Raw genomic sequence first — 18,587 nt, 5'->3', positions numbered from 1 at the left:
GCGCTCTAATGCTTGAGGTTCAACCCCAGCGAGCGCGCGACCAAAGCCGCCTGGGTGCGGTTCTGTACGCCCAGCTTGCGCATGATCACGGTCATGTGCGCTTTTACCGTCGCCTCGCTCATCGCAAGATCGTGCGCTATCTGCTTGTTGAGCTTTCCGTCCAGCACCTCGAGCAACACCTTGAGCTGGGTCGGGGTGAGCGAGGCAATCTCCTGCTGCACCTCTTCCTGCGGGCCAGTGGGCACGGGCTTGGTGGCACGTCCCCCGAGCGCCCGCGCGATGGCCTGTTCGATCATGTCGAGGTCGCTGTCCTTGGACAGGAACCCCACCGCGCCCAGCTGCCGCGCCTCGTCGGCGACGCCCGCCCCTTCGGCGCTCGAGACGACCAGGATCGGCACCTCAGGGCGTTCGGCATGCAGCAGCGCGATGCCGGAATAGCCCACCGCGCCGGGCATCTTGAGATCGAGCAGGATCAGCCGCAGCCCTTCGGCCGTGCTCGCCGCGCGCGCCGCCGCGGCGAGCGTGCCGCATTCCAGAATCTGCGCCTGCGGAGCCACCCTGCCGACCGCCAGGATCAGCGCCTGGCGGAACAGCGGGTGGTCGTCCGCGATCAGGATCGTCTCTATGTCGCGTCTGCCGGTTGCGGTCTTTCGGCGAGAAGATGGTCGACAACCGAAGGATCGGCAAGCGTCGATGTATCGCCGAGGTTGGTGAGGTCGTTCTCGCCGATCTTGCGCAGGATGCGGCGCATGATCTTGCCCGAGCGGGTCTTGGGCAGAGCGGGCGTGAACTGGATGATGTCGGGCGTGGCGATCGGGCCGATTTCGCGGCGCACCCATTGCACCAGTTCGCGGCACAGCGCCTCGTCGGGCTCGACCTCGACATTGGTGGTGACGAAGGCATAGATGCCCTGCCCCTTCACGTCGTGCGGCATGCCGACCACAGCGGCCTCGGCCACCTTGGGATGCGCGACCAATGCGCTTTCGATCTCGGCGGTGCCCATGCGGTGGCCCGAGACGTTGATGACATCATCGATCCGCCCGGTGATCCAGTAATAGCCGTCCGCATCGCGCCTGCAGCCGTCACCGGTGAAGTACAGGCCCTTGAAGGTGGTGAAATAGGTCTGGAAGAAGCGGTCATGATCGCCCCACACCGTGCGCATCTGCCCGGGCCAGCTGTCAGCGATGGCCAGGCACCCCTCGCCCGCGCCTTCGATCACTTCGCCTTCCGGGGTCAGCAGCAGCGGCTTGACCCCGAACATCGGCATCGCGGCGGACCCGGGCTTGAGCGCGTGTGCGCCGGGCAGCGGGGTCATCATGCACGCGCCGGTTTCGGTCTGCCACCATGTGTCGACGATCGGGCAACGGCCCTCGCCGACCACGCGGTGGTACCATTCCCAGGCTTCGGGATTGATCGGCTCGCCCACCGAACCCAGCAGGCGCAGCGACTTGCGGCTGGTTCTTGTCACCCAGTCGTCGCCTTCGCGCATCAGCGCGCGCAGCGCGGTGGGTGCGCCGTAGAAGATTTCGACGCCGAACTTGTCGACGATCTGCCAGAAGCGCGAAGCATCGGGCCAGGTCGGCACGCCTTCGAACATCACCGTCGTCGCGCCCATCATCAGCGGGGCATAGACGACATAGCTGTGTCCGGTGACCCAGCCGACATCGGCGGCGCACCAGTAGATCTGGCCGGGGCGGTAATCGAAGACATATTGGAAGGTCATCGCCGCCCAGACTGCATAGCCGCCGGTGGTGTGCAGCACGCCCTTGGGCTTGCCGGTCGAGCCCGAGGTATAAAGGATGAACAGCGGGTCTTCGGCGTTCATTTCCTCTGCCGGGCAGTCCGCGGATTGCGCGGCGACTCCGTCAGTCCAGTCGATATCGCGACCCTCGACCATCGGCACATCGGCGTCGGTGCGCTTGAGCACGATGACGGTGTCCACGCCGCTTTCGTGCAGACCGAGCGCGGCATCGACATTGGCCTTGAGCGGCACATGCTTGCCCGCGCGCAGGCCCTCATCCGCCGTGACGACGATGCGGCTGTCGCAATCCTGGATGCGCCCTGCCAGCGCCTCGGGCGAGAAGCCTGCGAACACCACCGAGTGGATTGCCCCGATCCGCGCGCAGGCCAGCATCGCCACGGCAGCTTCGGGCACCATCGGCAGATACAGCGTCACCCGTTCGCCCTTGCGCACGCCGTGCGCCTTGAGCAGATTGGCGAAACGGCAGACCTGCTCGTGGAGATCGCGATAGGTGATCGAGCGGCTGGCCTCATCGGGGCTGTCGGGCTCCCAAAGGATCGCGACGGTATCGCCGCGTTCGGCAAGATGCCGGTCGAGGCAGTTGGCCGCGAGGTTGAGCGTGCCATCAGCAAACCACTGGATTCCGAAATCGGCCTCGTTGAAGCTCGTGTCCTTGACGGTCGTGAACGGTTTGATCCAGTCGAGCCGCGTCGCCTCCTCGCGCCAGAAGCGGTCGGGATCGTCGAGCGACAGGCGGTAGCGCTCGTCATAGACCGCTGCGGTGACAAGCGCGTTGTCCGCCCAGTCCGCGGGTACGGGATAGATGCTCTCGGCCATGATTGTCTCTCTCCTCGTCTGTATGCGTCTGCGGCGCATTGCTGGCAGCACGATAGCCCTGCGCGGCCGCCACCGGACCTTAGACAAAGGTCGTAGGCCTACGACCAAGGTCGGGCTGGCGACCCAGCGGCATTGAGCGAACACTGCGTCCACTACCGGGAACAAGCCGGAGCGGGATATCAGGAGAGGTGAGATGCCAAAGGCCAGGCGCCGTTCATGGCTGATATTGCTGGGAGCAAGCGCGCTGGTCGCGCCGAACCTGGCGCATGCCCAGAACGCCAAGACCGCCACTGCCCGCGAACAGGCGCTCGAGGAGCGGCTGCTCAGGCTCGAAGCCGAGATGGCCGCACTGCGCGCCGATCTGGGCGCCGCGCGCAGCGAACAGGCGCAGACCGCTACCGCCGCCAGCCAGGCCGCCGCACGCAGCGAGGAGACCGCCACCAAGCTCGCCACGCTGGAAAGCAGACCCGCCGCGCCCGCAGAAGGTTTTCGTGTCGGTGGCACGACCTTCAAGCTCGGCGGCTTCGTCAAGGCGGTGGCCAGCGCGACTCGGTTCGACGACGGCATGCTCGCGGGCGGATCTTTGGGCAAGGAATTCTACCTGCCGCAGCAGATCCCGGTCGGCGGCGCTGCGACGCGTGATTTCATGGCCAATGCCCGCCAGACGCGGCTATTCTTTACCAGTTCCACCCCGTTGGGCGGCAAGGAGCTCAAGAGCCATATCGAGTTCGACTTTGCGCTGGCGACAGCGCCTGCAGGCGCGCAGCGCGCCACCAACGCCTATACGCCCACGCTGCGCCGCGCCTTCCTGACCTATGACCGGTTCCTGGTCGGGCAGGAATGGACCACCTTCCAGAACCCGGCGCTGCTGCCCGAAAGCACGGATTTCGTCGGCCCGCTCGAAGGCACCGTGTTCGTTCGCCAGATGATCGTGCAGTACCGCCAGCCGCTGGGCCAGGGACTCGACCTGCTGCTCGCGCTGGAAAACCCACAGACCGAGACGGTCACCACGATCAATCCGGTGCTGAGCGACAATGATCAGGACCGCGTGCCCGATCTGGTCGCCAAGCTGGTCTACAAGAAGCCCAACCTCGACCTGCATCTGGCCGGGCTGGTGCGCCAGCTCTCGGTGCATGACGGCGGCGCTGGCGACGATTCGCTTGGCTGGGGCCTATCTGCCGGCGGCAAGTTCGCCTTCGGCCCCGATGGCCGCCACGACATCCGGCTGAGCGCCACTTATGGCAACGGCATCGGCCGCTATCTGGGCCTGGGCTATGCGCCCGATGCGGTGTTCGACCGCACCGCGCTGGGCAACCGGCTGCTCAATGTCGACAACATCGCAGGGTTCGCTTCGCTCAAGCTGGGCTGGACCACCAATCTGCGCTCGACCTTCGCGGCGGGCTATCAGCACGCCGACTATCCCGATGGCATCGCGATCCCGGGGCTGGCCAATGTTTCGGCCTATTCGGTTGCCGCCAATCTGTTCTGGTCTCCGGTCAAAAATCTCGACATCGGCATTGAGGTCCGCCACGCCGGACGCGAGGTGGCGAGCGGATTGAAGGGCCAGATGGACCGGTTCGAAATGGCAGCGAAATACACGTTCTGAAGACACCAAAAAGGAGTGGGGATGATGGCTACGGTTCCACAGGATGCGCTACCAAAGCATCACAAGGCGACACAGGGGGAGAAGATGGTCATCGCCGCTTCGTCCCTGGGCACGGTATTTGAATGGTATGATTTCTACCTGTACGGCCTGCTGGCGACCTATATCTCGGTGCAGTTCTTCTCCGGCGTCAACGAGACCACCGGGTTCATCTTCGCACTCGCCGCCTTTGCCGCGGGCTTTGCGGTCCGCCCCTTCGGCGCGCTGGTCTTCGGGCGGATCGGCGATCTGGTCGGGCGCAAGAATACCTTTCTGGTGACCATGGGGATCATGGGGCTGTCGACCTTCGCGGTTGGGCTGCTTCCCAGCTACGCCTCGATCGGCGTGGCCGCGCCGATCATTCTGGTCGCGCTCAGGCTTGCCCAGGGACTGGCGCTGGGCGGCGAATATGGCGGCGCTGCCACCTATGTCGCCGAGCATGCGCCTGAGGGCAAGCGCGGGCTCTACACCAGCTGGATTCAGACCACGGCGACCTTCGGGCTGTTCGCGGCGCTGCTGGTGGTCATCGGCTTCCGCTTCGCACTGGGTGAAGAGGCGTTCGCCGCCTGGGGATGGCGCCTGCCGTTCCTGATCTCGATCGTGCTGCTCGGCATCTCGATGTGGATCCGCATGCAGCTCAACGAAAGCCCGGTCTTCCAGAAGATGAAGGACGAGGGCACGACCTCCAAGGCGCCGCTCACCGAAGCCTTCGCCAAATGGGGCAATCTGCGCTGGGTGATCATTGCGCTGCTGGGTGCGGTGATGGGCCAGGCGGTGGTCTGGTATGCCGGGCAGTTCTACGCATTGTTCTTCCTCGAAAAGACCCTGCGCGTCGATGGCGCGACAGCCAATATCCTGATCGCCATCGCGCTTGCCCTCGCCACGCCGTTCTTCGTGTTCTTCGGCTGGCTGTCCGACAAGATCGGCCGCAAGCCGATCATCCTGGGCGGCTGCGCGCTGGCGGCGATGACCTACTTCCCGCTGTTCGGTGCGCTCACCCAGGCCGCCAACCCGGCGCTCGCCGAAGCCCAGGCCGCTGCCCCGGTCACCATCGCCGCACATCAAGAGGAGTGCTCGTTCCAGTTCGATCCGATCGGCAAGAACACCTTCGATACCTCGAGCTGCGATATCGCCAAGACCTATCTCGCCAAGGCCGGGGTCAGCTATGCCAATGTCGAGGCAACCCCGGGCAAGCCGGCCACGGTCAGCATCGGCCGTGCGGTGTTCACCGCGCCTGCCCCTGCCGGGATGACCCCCGAAGCGAAGAAGGCCGCGATCAAGACGTTCCAGGACGATCTGAAGGCGGAACTGATCGCGGCGGGCTATCCCGAAAAGGCCGACAATGCCCGGATCGACAAGGTGGCGGTCGTCGCCATCCTGTGGGCGTTGGCGATGCTGGTGACCATGGTCTACGGGCCGATCGCCGCGATGCTGGTGGAGCTTTTCCCCAGCCGCATCCGCTACACCTCGATGTCGCTGCCCTATCACATCGGCAACGGCTGGTTCGGCGGCTTCCTGCCCACCACCGCGTTCGCGATGGTCGCTGCCACCGGCAACATCTATTACGGCCTGTGGTACCCGGTGGTGATCGCCGCAGCGACGGTGGTCATCGGGCTGCTGTTCTTGCCCGAGACCTTCCGCCGCAACATCGACGACTGATCAAACAGCGCGAATCGCCCTGTCTCATCAGCGCCCCGCCCTCACCGGCGGGGCGCTTTTGCATTCGGGATCAGGGCAGCAGCAGCGAGGAATCGCCATAGGAATAGAAGCGATAGTCATGCGCGATGGCATGCGCATAGGCCGCACGCATAACATCCAGCCCCATCAGTGCCGAGACCAGCATGAACAGCGTCGAGCGCGGCAGGTGGAAGTTGGTCATCAGCCCGTCGATTCCTCTGAAACGGTAGCCGGGGGTGATGAAGATCGCCGTATCGCCCTCGAACGGGACGATCACGCCATCCTCGCGCGCGGCGCTTTCGATCAGCCGCAGTACCGTGGTGCCCACCGCGATCACCCGGTTGCCGCGCGCGCGCACCGCGTTCAGACGATCGGCAGTAGCAGAATCGATGCGGCCCCATTCGGCGTGCATCTGGTGGTCGTTGGTGTCGTCGGCCTTGACCGGAAGAAAGGTGCCCGCGCCGACATGCAGCGTCAGCATGGCATGTTCGATCCCCGCCGCGGCGAGCGCAGCCATCAGCTCGTCGGTGAAATGCAGCGAGGCCGTGGGCGCAGCGACAGCGCCGTCTTCCCTGGCAAAGCGGGTCTGATAGTCCTCGCGGTCGGCCTCGTCGATGTCGCGCTTGGCAGCGATATAGGGCGGCAGCGGCATCGTACCCGCGCGTTCGAGCAGCAGCTCGACCGGCTCGGTCCCCTCAAACGCCAGCGTGATCGACCCGTCTGCGCCGCGCGCCTCGACCGTGGCGAAGACATCCGCGCCGAAATCGATGACATCGCCCAGCCGCAGCCGCCGCGAGTTGCGGACAAAGGCCTGCCAGCGCCGCAGGTCGATCCGCTTGTGCAGCGTCGCGCCGATCCGCGCCTGCCCGCCCAGCTTCACGCCTTCCAGCTGCGCCGGGATGACACGGGTGTCGTTGAACACCAGGCAATCGCCGGGGTTCAGCAATCCGGGCAGGTCGCGGACCTGCGCATCGCGCATCGCGCTGCCGTACACGCACAGCATCTTTGCCGCATCGCGCGGGCGCACGGGGCGCAGCGCTATGCGTTCGGGGGGAAGTTCGAAATCGAAATCGTCAACGCGCATGGTGCCCTGTGCCTAGCCTGATCGTCACCCCGCTTTCGCGGGAATAACGATCGATTGCAATGGGGCCCGGTCGGATCAGTTGGTGATCGGCGCGTTCAGGTCGTCGACTGAGATCGCGCGATCGGCAGGCTGGCCGGCAGCGGCATAATTGGGCTCTGGCAGGTTCTGCGACTTGAGCGAGGCCTGCAGGATGCGCGCCGGTGTCGCGGGCGGCTCGCCACGCGGGATGGAATCGACATGCTCCATGCCCGCAATCACCCGGCCGAAATTGGTGTAGCTGTTGTCGAGCGAGAAGCGCGGATAGAAGACGATAAAGAACTGGCTGTTGGCGCTGTTCGGGTCCTGCGCGCGCGCCATCGAGACGCTGCCGCGAAGATGCGGGAACTTGTTGAATTCCGCAGCGACATCGGGAAGATCCGATCCGCCGGTGCCGGTGCCTGTTGGGTCGCCGGTCTGCGCCATGAAGCCATCGATCACGCGGTGGAACACGATGCCGTTGTAGAAGCCCTGACGGGTCAGCGTCTTGATCCGCTCGACATGGTTGGGCGCGATTTCGGGATACAGCTGGATCGTCACCCGGCCGCCGGTCGACAGGTCGAGAAACAGGATGTTGTCGGGGTCGGCCTTGTCGGGCGTGGCGACCAGCGGCGCTGCAAGCACCGAGGCTTCGGCGGCGTTATTGTCGCGCTTATCCTGCGCGTCCTTTTCGGCATTGCGGGCGGCTTTGCGCGCTTGCTTGTCCTTGTCTTCAGACGCCTCGGCTTCGGCCTTCGCGGCCTTGCGCGCTTCCTTTTCGGCAGCCTTGGCCGCCTTGTCCTCTTCCTTCTGCGCTTCCTTGGCTGCCTTCTCGGCCTCCTCCTCCTGTTGCTTGCGAACCTTCGCCGCTTCCTTTTCGACTTCGCGAGCGGCGAGGCCGGCTGCCCTGTCAGCCTCAAGCTGGGACTGGCCGGTCGGCGTGGAGTCCTGCGCCTGGGCAGTGATGGGGGCGAGCAGCATCGGGATGAACGACAGGGCAGCAAGCGATTTCAAGATATTGGGCATATAACCGGACATTCCTGTTCCATTCAGGCGGGACGGCAGGCTTGGCCCCGTCCCGTTTCGGGCATGGCTATAGCCAAAGCATCTGAGCGTGTCATGAATGAACTTGGGCGACGCGCAGCGCTGTGCGGTCAGTCACCCTTGAGGCCGATTTCGCGTACGCGCTTTTCGACATCGACCCGCACCGCATCGGTGACGAAGCGGTTGATCTGCCCGCCATAGCTGGCGATTTCCTTGACCAGCCGCGACGCAATGGGCTGGAGCGATACGTCCGCCATCAGGAACACCGTCTCGATGCGGTGGTTGAGCTGCTGGTTCATCCCCGCCATCTGGTATTCATATTCGAAATCAGCAACCGCGCGCAGCCCGCGCACGATCATGCTCGCGCCTTCCCGTTCGGCAAAGTCCATCAGCAGCGAGTTGAACGAGACGACATGGATGGCATCGCCCATATCGGCGGTTTCACGGCGGACCATCGCCATGCGCTCTTCGACGCTGAACATCGGGTTCTTCGACGGGTTGGTGGTAACCCCCACCACCAGCCGGTCGACCAGCTTGGCTCCACGCCGCAGGATATCCATGTGCCCCAGGGTGATGGGATCGAAGGTCCCCGGATAAACGCCTACGCGCATGATGCTGCTTCCCCTTTTCGCGCCGCTTGTGCGGTCAATTGTCGCGTTCGACGATATAGCGCGCCAGCGCGCGCAGAAGATCGGCCTCGCGGCCATGGCTGGCGAGATGGCCGATCGCCTGATCGACCAGGAAGAAGGCCTGCTCGCGCGCACGCTCCAGACCCAAAAGCGACAGGAAAGTCTCCTTGCCCGCGGCGGCATCCTTGTGCAGCGCCTTGCCCGCCAGCGCCTCGTCGCCGACCTCGTCCATGATGTCGTCGGCGATCTGGAAGGCAAGGCCGATGTCGCGGGCATAGGCGCGCAGGGCCGTGCGCCCCTCGGCGGGCACATTGGCCAGGATCGCGCCCATCTCGACCGACGCCGCGATCAGCGCGCCCGTCTTAAGCCGCTGCAGCTTGGTGACGGTCGGCAGGTCGAACTTGGCCTTTTCCGCCTCGAGATCCATCATCTGGCCGCCCGCCATGCCGTTGGGGCCGCTCGCCTCGGCCAAAGTCATGATGAGTTCTGCACGGATGAACGGGTCGGGATGCGACTGGCTGCCGGCGAGGATCTCGAACGCCAGCGCGTGCAGCGAATCGCCCGCCAGCACCGCCACCGCATCGTTGAAGGCCTTGTGCACCGTCGGCTTGCCGCGGCGCATGTCGTCGTCGTCCATGCAGGGCAGATCGTCATGGATCAGCGAATAGACATGGATCGCCTCGACCGCGCAGGCCACCCGCACCGACAGGGAACGATCAACATTGAACATGCCCGCAGTTGCAGTCAGCAGCAGCGGGCGCACCCGCTTGCCCCCGCCGATCGCCGCATGACGCATCGCTTCGTACAGAACCGCGCGCGGATCATCGGGCACAACCAGCAGCGCATCGAAGCACGCATCGACATCGTTCGATATCTGGCGGAAGGCATCGGCAAGCGCAGCATCGCCTATCGCGGTGGTCATCGTCGTCAATCCCCTGCCCCGGTCATGTCGCCGGTTTGACCCTGAATCATTGTCGTTGTGCCATCAGTCCGCATCGAACGGAACGGTCCCTGCCGCCTGACCATCGGACCCGACGCGGATCTTCTCGATCCGCGCCTGCGCCACGTCGAGCCGCTTCTGGCAATGGCTGCGCAGCTGATCGCCGCGCTCGTAAAGGCTGATCGATGCATCGAGCGGGACATCCCCCGATTCGAGCTGGCGGACAATAACCTCCAGCTCCTTGAGGGCTTCTTCGAAAGACAGATCGGCGGAAATGGCTGCAGTTTCACTCATCGGCACAGCTTTGACCTGTGGCCCGCGCCCGGTCAAGGCGGTTGCTGCCCACAGGGCGTTCTGGTAATTTGAAAGCACCGCAAGGCAAGGAGTTTCCGATGGACGGCTTCAACCTGACCGACGCCGAAAAGAGCTTGAGCGAGCTGGTCGACCGGGCAGAGGCTGGCGAAACGATCGACATCCTGCGCGACGGAAAGCTGGTCGCGAAGCTGGTGCCGGCAGAGCCGCCGGTTTATACACCCAAGGGGCGCGTTGATATCGAGGCTCTTCGACGGCATCTGGCGGAAATGCCCATGCAGCAACAGGATGCTGGCGAGTTCATCCGGCATATGCGCGACACAGACCGCTATTGATGCAGTATCTCGACACGTTTGTGCTGGTTGCGCTGCTGTGTCGCGAACCCCGAAGCGAGGATGTCCTGACTTGGCTTTACAGGCCTGAGACTGGTCCAGTTGCCATCAGCAAGTGGACCTTGGTGGAATTTGCCAGCGCGTTGTCGTTGAAGCTCAGAACGCATTCAATCGCCGAAACGGACGCGGACAGGGCCAGAGCCATGCTCGGAGACATGCTGCAGAACATGCTCATGGCACTGCCGCTTACAGACCGTGACTTTCACGATGCTGCAGAGTTCTGCGCTTTTTGGCATTTGAATTTGCGTGGTCCGGATGCGCTCCATCTCGCGATCGCCTCACGACTAAATCTCTCCCTCGCGACTTTTGACCGTGTTCAATTCGTCGCAGCCCAACACTTCGACATCCCCGCCACAATCCCCTGATTTGCCCCCTTCCCCGATCGCGCTGAGCCGCGTAAAGCGCGGGGCCATGAGCGAGACCCAGACAGCACCCGTGGCAACCATCACCCCGCAGATCGTCGCCGAACATGGCCTCAAGCCGGACGAATATCAGCGCATATTGGCAGCGCTCGGGCGTGAGCCCAATCTGGTCGAGCTCGGCATCTTCTCGGTGATGTGGTCCGAGCACTGCAGCTACAAGAGCTCGCGGGTGCATCTCAAGACCCTGCCCACCACCGGACCGCAGGTGATCTGCGGACCCGGCGAGAATGCGGGCGTGGTCGATATCGGCCCCGGCGCGGACGGCAAGCCACTCGCGGCGATCTTCAAGATGGAGAGCCACAACCACCCCAGCTATATCGAGCCCTATCAGGGTGCTGCGACCGGTGTGGGCGGCATCCTGCGCGATGTGTTCACCATGGGCGCACGGCCCGTAGCGCTGATGAACGCGTTGCGCTTCGGGCGGCCCGATCACCCCAAGATGAAGCATCTGGTGCAGGGCGTGGTTGCAGGTATCGGCGGCTACGGCAACTGCGTCGGCGTCCCCACCGTGGGCGGCGAAACCAATTTCGACCCGGCCTATGATGGCAACATCCTGGTCAACGCGATGGCCGTGGGCATCGCCGAGCAGGACAAGATCTTCTACTCGGCAGCCTCGGGCGCGGGCAATTCGATCGTCTATGTCGGATCCAAGACCGGCCGCGACGGCATCCACGGCGCGACCATGGCCTCGGCAGAGTTCGGCGAGGACAGCGAGGAAAAGCGCCCCACCGTGCAGGTCGGCGATCCGTTCACCGAAAAGCTGCTGATCGAGGCCTGCCTCGAGCTGATGGCATCGGACGCGATCGTCGCGATCCAGGACATGGGCGCAGCGGGCCTCACCTCTTCCAGCGTAGAAATGGCGAGCAAGGGCGGCGTCGGCATAGAGCTGATCCTCGACAACGTGCCGCAGCGCGAAACCAACATGACCGCGTACGAGATGATGCTGTCGGAATCGCAGGAGCGCATGCTGATGGTGCTCAAGCCCGGCCGCGAGGATTTTGCGCAGGCGATCTTCCGCAAATGGGAGCTTGATTTCGCGGTGATCGGCCATGTCACCGAGACCGGACACATGGTGCTCAAGCACAAGGGCGAAACGGTGTGCGACATTCCGCTCGGCCCGCTCGCCGACGATGCGCCTGCCTATAACCGGCCCTATGTCACGACCGCCCCGCCCAAGGCGCTCACCAACGTGCCCAAGAGCGACGATCTGGCCGCAGACCTGACCGCGCTGATGGCGTCTCCTGCGCTCGCCAGCCGCAGCTGGATCTGGCAGCAGTACGATCACATGGTGATGGCCGACACGGTGCAGATCCCCGGTGGCGATGCCGGCGTGGTCCGCATCCACGGTACCAACCGTGGCCTTGCGATCACCACCGATTGCACCCCGCGCTATTGCTTTGCCGATCCGTTCGAGGGCGGCAAGCAGGCGATCGCAGAATGCTATCGCAACCTTGTCAGCACCGGCGCGCGCCCGCTGGCGACCACCGACTGCATGAACTTCGGCAACCCCGAGCGGCCCGAGATCATGGGCCAGTTCGTCGGCTGCATCGAGGGCATGGGCAAGGCCTGCCAGGCGCTCGACATGCCGATCGTCAGCGGCAATGTCAGCCTCTACAACGAGACCACCGGCCCCGACGGCATCGCCCGCGCCATCCTGCCGACGCCTGCGATCGGCGCAATCGGCCTGATCGACGATCTGGCGACGATGACCACGCTGGCGTTCAAGGCAGCGGATGAGGCGATCATCCTCATCGGCGGCAGCGAAACGCATGAACTCGGCCAATCGCTGTGGCTCGACGTGCTCCATGGCCGCCGCGAAGGTGCTCCGCCGCAGGTCGATCTGCAGGCAGAGCTGACGGCGGGCGGTGTCATCGCCGGGTTGATTGCCAGCGGTACGGTCAGTGCGGTGCACGACTGCTCGGACGGCGGCCTGGGCGTCGCGGTGGCCGAAATGGCGCTGGCATCGGACATCGGCGCGATGCTTAACGCCGAAGGCGGCGCAGGGTTCTGGTTCGGCGAAGGCCAGGCGCGCTATGTCGTCACCGCAGGCAATGCCGACGCGGTGCTGGCGGCGGCGAAGGTAGCAGGCGTAAACGCTGCCGTGATCGGCACGACCGGCGGCGATGCCATTGCGTTTGGCAAGGGCAACAGCGTCGCCATCGCCGACCTGCGCGATGCCAATCACGCGTTCTTCAAGGACTGGATGGAAGGCTAAGGTTCGCGCGAGCGCCCCTTCATGTCGCTCGGGAGCGCGGAGAGGTTAGCGAGGGATTTTCGGTAAGCTTGTACTCCCGGTCCGTTTTTCCTGAGCGAAGTCGAGGGACGCATGCGCTTTGGTTAGCGTCAGCTCATGGCAAAAAGGTTGGCGTTCATGACGACAGGGTATTCCGGCACGCCTTTAGCGCGCAAACTGGGACTGAAATCGGGCATGCCGGTGTGGTTCGATGCCATGCCTCAAGCCGTACGGACCGAGATTGACGCTGAGGTCGAAGGTATTGTGCCCGTCGCCTCCCCTGATGAGGGTTTTGCTGCCGCACATCTTTTCACCACCGAGCGCGCGGTGCTGGAGCGCGAGCTGCCAGTCCTGATGGCCGCGATGGACCGCGATGGCTTCATCTGGGTCAGCTGGCCCAAAAAGGCCTCCAAGGTGCCCACCGACATTACAGAGGACACCATTCGCGAGATCGCGCTGCCGATCGGGCTGGTCGATGTGAAGGTGTGTGCGGTCGACACCATCTGGTCCGGCCTCAAACTGATGATCCGCAAGGAATTGAGATGACGATGCGCGTTTTTGCGGCATGGCTGGCGCTGCTGCTCGCCCTGCCCACCCCCGCTCTGGCCTGGGGCGACTATGGCCACCGCACGATCGCCCAGATCGCCGAGGCCAACATCTCGCCCAAGGCAAAGGCGCGAATGAATGCGCTGTTCCGTGCCGAAAAGCTGCTGGCGACGCCGGATTGCCCGCTGCGCAACATCGGCGATGCCAGCGTCTGGGCGGACTGCGTCCGGCGCGACGATCTGCGCTGGGGCTACACCGCGCCGTGGCACTATATCAACATGGACATCTGCAAGCCGTTCGACATCAAGGCGAATTGCGCCAACGGCAACTGCGTCGGGGCGCAGGTGGCGCGCAATGAAAAGCTGCTCGCCGACAAACGCCTGCCCGCGCATGTCCGGCTCGAGGCGCTGGCGTGGCTGGTCCACACGATGGGTGACATGCACCAGCCGATGCACGGCGGCGACCGCGGTGACCTTGGCGGCAACCGGGTGAGCGCGGCCTATGGAATCGTCCAGGGTCGGATGAACCTGCACCGGCTGTGGGACACGCCGATCGCCGAACGCGCGATCACGCAAGGCGAACCGATGGTGCGGCGCTATGCCGCCGCCGAACGTAGCCCCTATCTCACCGGGACGGTCGAGGACTGGGCGCTCGAAAGCTGGAGCATCGCACGCGATATAGCCTACCCCACCGCGCAGCACGGCCCGGCCTGCGGCCCGGCGCTCAAGCCCGGCGAGCGCGCCCGGCATGACGACGGCGACATCGAAACGCTCGTTCCCGTCGTGCGCCAGCAGGTTCTGCGCGCCGGGCTGAGACTGGCCGATGCGCTGGAGCGCGCGCTGGCCTGACACGATGATTTTGCACCCAAAACCCTAGCGGCAGCCGCCCGACGACAAGTCTTGCAATCGTTTGCATTGGATTGCATAGCTATACATCCGCAACAGCGGTGGACAGGCAGGCAGGCCATCCTTAACACGGGCCCGCAAGGCAGCCGCCAAGACTGATGGATAGGGAAAACTGATGGCCAATGCGCAATCCCGGACGTTGCTGCTCTTCGGCGCGACGGGCGATCTGTCCAAGCGGATGCTGCTGCCCTCGCTGTTCGTGCTCCACGCCGACGGCCTGATTGCACCCGATCTCAAGATCATGGGCACCGCGCGCAGCGCGCTGGATGATGCCGCGTTTCGCGATATGGTTGGCGAAGCGCTGAGCGAATTTCTGCCCGAACCGCGCAAGGACGATGCGCTGATCGCCAGCTTTCTCGAGCGGATCAGCTACCAGCCGCTCGATGCCTCGACGGTCGAAGGCTTCGCCGCACTTGCAGAGCGCCTCGGCGACATTTCGGGCGGCATGTCGATCTTCCTCTCGACCGCGCCGTTCCTGTTCAAGCCGACGATCCAGGGGCTGAAATCCGCGGGGCTGGCGGGCGAGATGGTGCGCATCGGGCTCGAAAAGCCTTTGGGTAACGATCTGGCCTCGTCCTGCGCGATCAACGATGCGGTCGCCGACGCCTTCCCCGAAAGCCGCACCTTCCGGATCGACCATTATCTTGGCAAGGAAACCGTGCAGAACCTGATGGCGCTGCGCTTTGCCAACATGATGTTCGAGCCGCTGTGGAACGCCAACGGCATCGAGCATATCCAGATCACCGTCTCGGAAACCGTTGGGCTTGAGGGCCGTCACGGCTTTTACGACGACACCGGCGCGCTGCGCGACATGGTCCAGAACCACATGCTGCAATTGCTCGCGCTGATCGCGATGGAGCCCCCTGCCGAGTTCGACGCGACCTCGATCCGCGACGAGAAGGTCAAGGTTCTGCGCTCGCTGCGTCCGGTGGCGCCCAACGAGACGGTGCGCGGCCAATATGGCGAAGGCGCGGTGGGTGGCAAATCGGTGCATTCCTATGCCGACGATCTGGGCAAGCCCTCGGGCACTGAAACGTTCGTGGCGATCAAGGCGCATGTCGACAACTGGCGCTGGCAGGGCGTGCCGTTCTATCTGCGCACCGGCAAAAGGCTGTCCGAACGGCGCAGCGAGATCGTCATCCAGTTCAAGCCGGTACCGCACAACATCTTCGCGCAGCGCGGCGGCAAGCTGTCGGCCAACCGGCTGGTGATCCGGCTGCAGCCCGAGGAATATGTCCGGCTGCTGGTGATGGCCAAGGAGCCGGGACTTGACCGGGGCGGGCTTACCCTGCGCGAGGTGCCGCTCGACCTGTCGCTGACCGATGCCTTCTCCAAGTCGCAACGCCGCATCGCCTATGAGCGTTTGCTGCTTGACCTCATCGACGGCGAGCCGACGCTGTTCGTCCGCCGCGACGAGGTGGAAGCACAGTGGCGCTGGGTGGATGCCATCCGCAAGACCTGGGCGGACAACGCCATCGAACCCAAAAATTATGGTTCGGGCAGCTGGGGGCCGAGTGCGGCCATCGCGCTGACCGAACGCGACGGAGTAAGCTGGAATGACTGAGATTGAATGGTGGGAATATGACGATGCCGCCGAAATGGCGGGCGCGCTGGCTGGCGACATCGGCTTCATCATCGAAAGCGCGATCGATGCGCGCGGCAGCGCGGTGATCGCGCTCGCCGGCGGCAGCACGCCGCTGGCCGCCTATGCCAAGCTTGCCGAGGCCAAGCTTAACTGGAAGAAGGTCACCATCATCCCCACCGATGACCGCATCGTGCCGATGGGCGATGCTCTGTCGAACGTGACGATGCTCGCCAAGACCTTCCTGCCCAAGGGCGCGCGCGTGATCCCGATCATCAGCGAAGCCGCCAGCGACTACAAGGCGTGCGGCAACGCCGCCAATGCCCGGCTCGCCGATTTCCACTGGCCGCTGGATCTGTGCCTGCTGGGAATGGGCGCGGACGGACACACCGCATCGATCTTCCCCGGACCCGATCTGGAAGAGGCGCTGACCGCGCCCGCCGACCGCCGCGCTTTGGGCGTTATGCCAGATCCGCTACCCAAGGATGCACCGGTGGCACGCGTCACCCTGTCGCTTCCCGCTATCGCCTCTGCGCGCGCGCTGATGGTCGCGGTCACCGGCAAGGACAAGAAGAAGGTGCTCGAAACCGCGATCAAGCAGGGCGAGTCTTCGGCCTATCCGATCGGCAAGGTGCTCGCTGCGGTCGAGCTGCCGGTCGACATCCACTGGGCTGGCTGAGCCCCCCCGCCCCGACATCCATTGAAACGAGAATGCCATGACCACCCTCCACCCCGAGCTTGAACGGATCACCCAGCGGATCATCGAACGCTCGAGGCCCAGGCGTCAGGCGTATCTCGATTTCATCGCGCGCGAACGCGACAAGGGCGTGCACCGGCCGACCCTGTCGTGCGGCAACCTGGCGCACGGCTTTGCCGCATCGGGCGAGGACAAGCCCGCGATCCGATCGGGCAAGGCGATGAACATCGGCATCGTCACCGCGTACAACGACATGCTCTCGGCGCATCAGCCCTATGGCCGCTACCCCGAGCAGATCAAGATATTCGCCCGCGAAGTGGGGGCAACAGCGCAGGTCGCTGGCGGGGTCCCTGCAATGTGCGACGGCGTGACCCAGGGCCAGCTCGGCATGGAGCTGTCGCTGTTCAGCCGCGACAACATCGCCATGGGCAGCGCGATTGCGATGAGCCACGGCATGTTCGAAGGCGCGCTGTTGCTGGGAATCTGCGACAAGATCGTCCCCGGGCTGTTCATCGCCGCGGCGCGGTTTGGCCATATCCCGACGATCCTGGTGCCTGCAGGCCCGATGCCCTCGGGCCTCGCCAACAAGGAAAAGCAGCGCGTCCGCCAGCTCTATGCCGAGGGCAAGGTCGGGCGCGAGGAACTGCTTGAGGCAGAAGCTGCAAGCTATCATGGCGCGGGCACCTGCACCTTCTATGGCACCGCCAATTCCAACCAGATGATGATGGAGATGATGGGCCTGCATATCCCCGCATCCGCCTTCATCAACCCCGGCACCAAGCTGCGGCAGGAACTGACCCGCGCCGCGACCCACCGTGTCGCCGAGATCGGCTGGAACGGCGAGGATTACCGCCCGTTCGGCCACTGTGTCGACGAAAAGGCGATCATCAACGCCTGCATCGGCCTGCTCGCCACCGGCGGCTCGACCAACCACGCGATCCACCTGCCCGCGATGGCGCGCGCCGCAGGCATCCATATCGACTGGCATGATCTGAGCGAGCTGTCTGCGATCATTCCCTTGCTTTCGCGGGTCTATCCCAACGGATCGGGCGACGTGAACCATTTCCATGCCGCCGGCGGCATCGGCTTCATCATCCGCGAGCTGGCGGCCAACGGGCTGCTGCACACCGACATCATGACCGTCGCTGGCGGCACCCTGCTCGATTATGCAGTGGAGCCGGTGCTCGACGATGCCGGTACGCTGGCGTTCGCCCCCGCGCCCGAAGTGTCGCGCGACGACAGCATGCTGCGCCCGGTCGCAACCGCGTTCCAGGCCGATGGCGGGATGCGGCTGGTCGAGGGCAATCTGGGGCGTGGCATCGTCAAGACCAGTGCGGTGGATCCGGCGCGGTGGGTGATCGAGGCGCCCGCACGGGTCTTCGACGATCAGGACGCCGTGATCGCGGCATTCAAGGCGGGTGAGCTCGACCATGACGTGGTGGTGGTCGTCCGTTTCCAGGGCCCGCGCGCCAACGGCATGCCCGAGCTGCACAAGCTTACCCCGTCGCTGGGGGTGCTCCAGGATCGCGGGTACAAGGTGGCCTTGGTCACCGATGGCCGCATGTCGGGCGCTTCGGGCAAGGTGCCTGCGGCAATCCATCTGTGGCCCGAGGCCTGCGACGGCGGCCCGCTCGCGCGGATCAGGGATGGTGATGTGGTCAGGCTGGATGCGGTTGCGGGCACGATCAGCGTGATGGTCGACAACTCCGACTGGGAATCGCGCCCCACCGCCACCCAGCCCGCCCAGCCGATGGGCACTGGCCGCGAACTGTTCGCGATGATGCGTGCCACCAGCGACAACGCCGAAGCCGGCGCGTCCGCGATGCTGGCGATGGCGGGATTGTGATGATGGTTCGCGCACTTCCGTCATTCCCGCGAACGCGGGAATC

At 64.6% G+C, this 18,587-nt stretch carries 16 protein-coding genes and 1 pseudogene; 10 read left to right on the top strand and 7 right to left on the bottom strand.

What is annotated here, in order from left to right; translation table 11 throughout:
* Positions 1 to 5 precede the first annotated feature (5 nt).
* Positions 6 to 626 (bottom strand): response regulator transcription factor, encoded by a 621-nt coding sequence (locus tag IP68_RS06375; RefSeq protein WP_054134352.1) that lies wholly within the window; start codon positions 624 to 626, stop codon positions 6 to 8.
* Positions 623 to 2,578, bottom strand: coding sequence for an acetate--CoA ligase (gene acs, locus IP68_RS06370; protein WP_054134119.1), 1,956 nt, complete (start codon positions 2,576 to 2,578; stop codon positions 623 to 625). Before acs ends, IP68_RS06375 begins: the two co-directional genes overlap by 4 nt.
* 193 nt (positions 2,579 to 2,771) lie before the next feature.
* On the opposite strand from acs, the gene IP68_RS06365 reads away from it, so the two are divergent.
* Both IP68_RS06365 and IP68_RS06360 read left to right on the top strand, forming a co-directional pair.
* Positions 2,772 to 4,184 (top strand): DcaP family trimeric outer membrane transporter, encoded by a 1,413-nt coding sequence (locus IP68_RS06365; RefSeq protein ID WP_054134118.1) that lies wholly within the window; start codon positions 2,772 to 2,774, stop codon positions 4,182 to 4,184.
* Positions 4,185 to 4,208: 24 nt separating this feature from the next.
* Positions 4,209 to 5,879, top strand: a complete 1,671-nt coding sequence (locus tag IP68_RS06360; RefSeq protein ID WP_054134351.1) for an MFS transporter — start codon at positions 4,209 to 4,211, stop codon at positions 5,877 to 5,879.
* Between the two features lie 70 nt (positions 5,880 to 5,949).
* Here the strand turns inward: IP68_RS06360 and queA are convergent, their stop codons facing one another.
* The 5 genes and pseudogenes from queA to IP68_RS06335 all read right to left on the bottom strand — a co-directional run bounded on the left by queA (position 5,950) and on the right by IP68_RS06335 (position 9,903).
* A complete protein-coding gene (gene queA / locus IP68_RS06355; protein ID WP_054134117.1) occupies positions 5,950 to 6,981 on the bottom strand; it encodes a tRNA preQ1(34) S-adenosylmethionine ribosyltransferase-isomerase QueA in 1,032 nt (343 codons plus the stop codon).
* A gap of 75 nt (positions 6,982 to 7,056) precedes the next feature.
* Positions 7,057 to 7,680, bottom strand: a pseudogene (locus IP68_RS20595) (peptidylprolyl isomerase); the annotation flags it as partial.
* A gap of 470 nt (positions 7,681 to 8,150) precedes the next feature.
* Positions 8,151 to 8,651: a pantetheine-phosphate adenylyltransferase gene (gene coaD, locus IP68_RS06345; RefSeq protein ID WP_054134116.1), complete on the bottom strand. Its 501-nt coding sequence runs from the start codon at positions 8,649 to 8,651 to the stop codon at positions 8,151 to 8,153.
* A gap of 34 nt (positions 8,652 to 8,685) precedes the next feature.
* Entirely contained in the window at positions 8,686 to 9,591 is a 906-nt protein-coding gene (locus tag IP68_RS06340; protein WP_117351304.1) for a polyprenyl synthetase family protein, read from the bottom strand.
* 63 nt (positions 9,592 to 9,654) lie between these two features.
* Positions 9,655 to 9,903 carry an exodeoxyribonuclease VII small subunit gene (locus IP68_RS06335; RefSeq protein ID WP_054134114.1) on the bottom strand — a complete coding sequence of 83 codons (249 nt, stop codon included), beginning with the start codon at positions 9,901 to 9,903 and terminating at the stop codon, positions 9,655 to 9,657.
* Between the two features lie 98 nt (positions 9,904 to 10,001).
* On the opposite strand from IP68_RS06335, the gene IP68_RS06330 reads away from it, so the two are divergent.
* The 8 genes from IP68_RS06330 (at position 10,002) to edd (ending at position 18,544) form a co-directional block, all read left to right on the top strand.
* Positions 10,002 to 10,256, top strand: a complete 255-nt coding sequence (locus tag IP68_RS06330; RefSeq protein ID WP_054134113.1) for a type II toxin-antitoxin system Phd/YefM family antitoxin — start codon at positions 10,002 to 10,004, stop codon at positions 10,254 to 10,256.
* Positions 10,256 to 10,678 carry a type II toxin-antitoxin system VapC family toxin gene (locus tag IP68_RS06325; RefSeq protein ID WP_054134112.1) on the top strand — a complete coding sequence of 141 codons (423 nt, stop codon included), beginning with the start codon at positions 10,256 to 10,258 and terminating at the stop codon, positions 10,676 to 10,678. The genes IP68_RS06330 and IP68_RS06325 overlap by 1 nt, the downstream gene beginning before the upstream one ends.
* 46 nt (positions 10,679 to 10,724) lie before the next feature.
* On the top strand, positions 10,725 to 12,950 hold the full coding sequence (gene purL, locus IP68_RS06320; protein ID WP_054134111.1) for a phosphoribosylformylglycinamidine synthase subunit PurL: 2,226 nt from the start codon (positions 10,725 to 10,727) through the stop codon (positions 12,948 to 12,950).
* A 156-nt stretch (positions 12,951 to 13,106) separates the two neighbouring features.
* Positions 13,107 to 13,514 carry a DUF3052 family protein gene (locus tag IP68_RS06315; protein ID WP_054134110.1) on the top strand — a complete coding sequence of 136 codons (408 nt, stop codon included), beginning with the start codon at positions 13,107 to 13,109 and terminating at the stop codon, positions 13,512 to 13,514.
* Complete coding sequence (locus IP68_RS06310) at positions 13,511 to 14,362, top strand: S1/P1 nuclease (protein ID WP_054134109.1); 852 nt, start codon at positions 13,511 to 13,513, stop codon at positions 14,360 to 14,362. Before IP68_RS06315 ends, IP68_RS06310 begins: the two co-directional genes overlap by 4 nt.
* A 172-nt stretch (positions 14,363 to 14,534) precedes the next feature.
* Positions 14,535 to 15,983 (top strand): glucose-6-phosphate dehydrogenase, encoded by a 1,449-nt coding sequence (gene zwf, locus IP68_RS06305; protein ID WP_054134108.1) that lies wholly within the window; start codon positions 14,535 to 14,537, stop codon positions 15,981 to 15,983.
* Positions 15,976 to 16,680: a 6-phosphogluconolactonase gene (gene pgl, locus IP68_RS06300; protein WP_054134107.1), complete on the top strand. Its 705-nt coding sequence runs from the start codon at positions 15,976 to 15,978 to the stop codon at positions 16,678 to 16,680. The genes zwf and pgl overlap by 8 nt, the downstream gene beginning before the upstream one ends.
* A gap of 37 nt (positions 16,681 to 16,717) precedes the next feature.
* The gene (edd, locus tag IP68_RS06295; protein WP_054134106.1) at positions 16,718 to 18,544 is read left to right on the top strand and encodes a phosphogluconate dehydratase; all 1,827 of its coding nucleotides are present in this window, start codon (positions 16,718 to 16,720) and stop codon (positions 18,542 to 18,544) included.
* Positions 18,545 to 18,587: the final 43 nt, after the last annotated feature.

It is taken from the genome of Blastomonas sp. AAP25, assembly GCF_001295965.1.
Taxonomy (GTDB): domain Bacteria; phylum Pseudomonadota; class Alphaproteobacteria; order Sphingomonadales; family Sphingomonadaceae; genus Blastomonas; species Blastomonas fulva.
The sequence above is the reverse complement of the archived record's forward strand: the minus strand, read 5'-3'. Positions and strand labels throughout refer to the sequence as shown.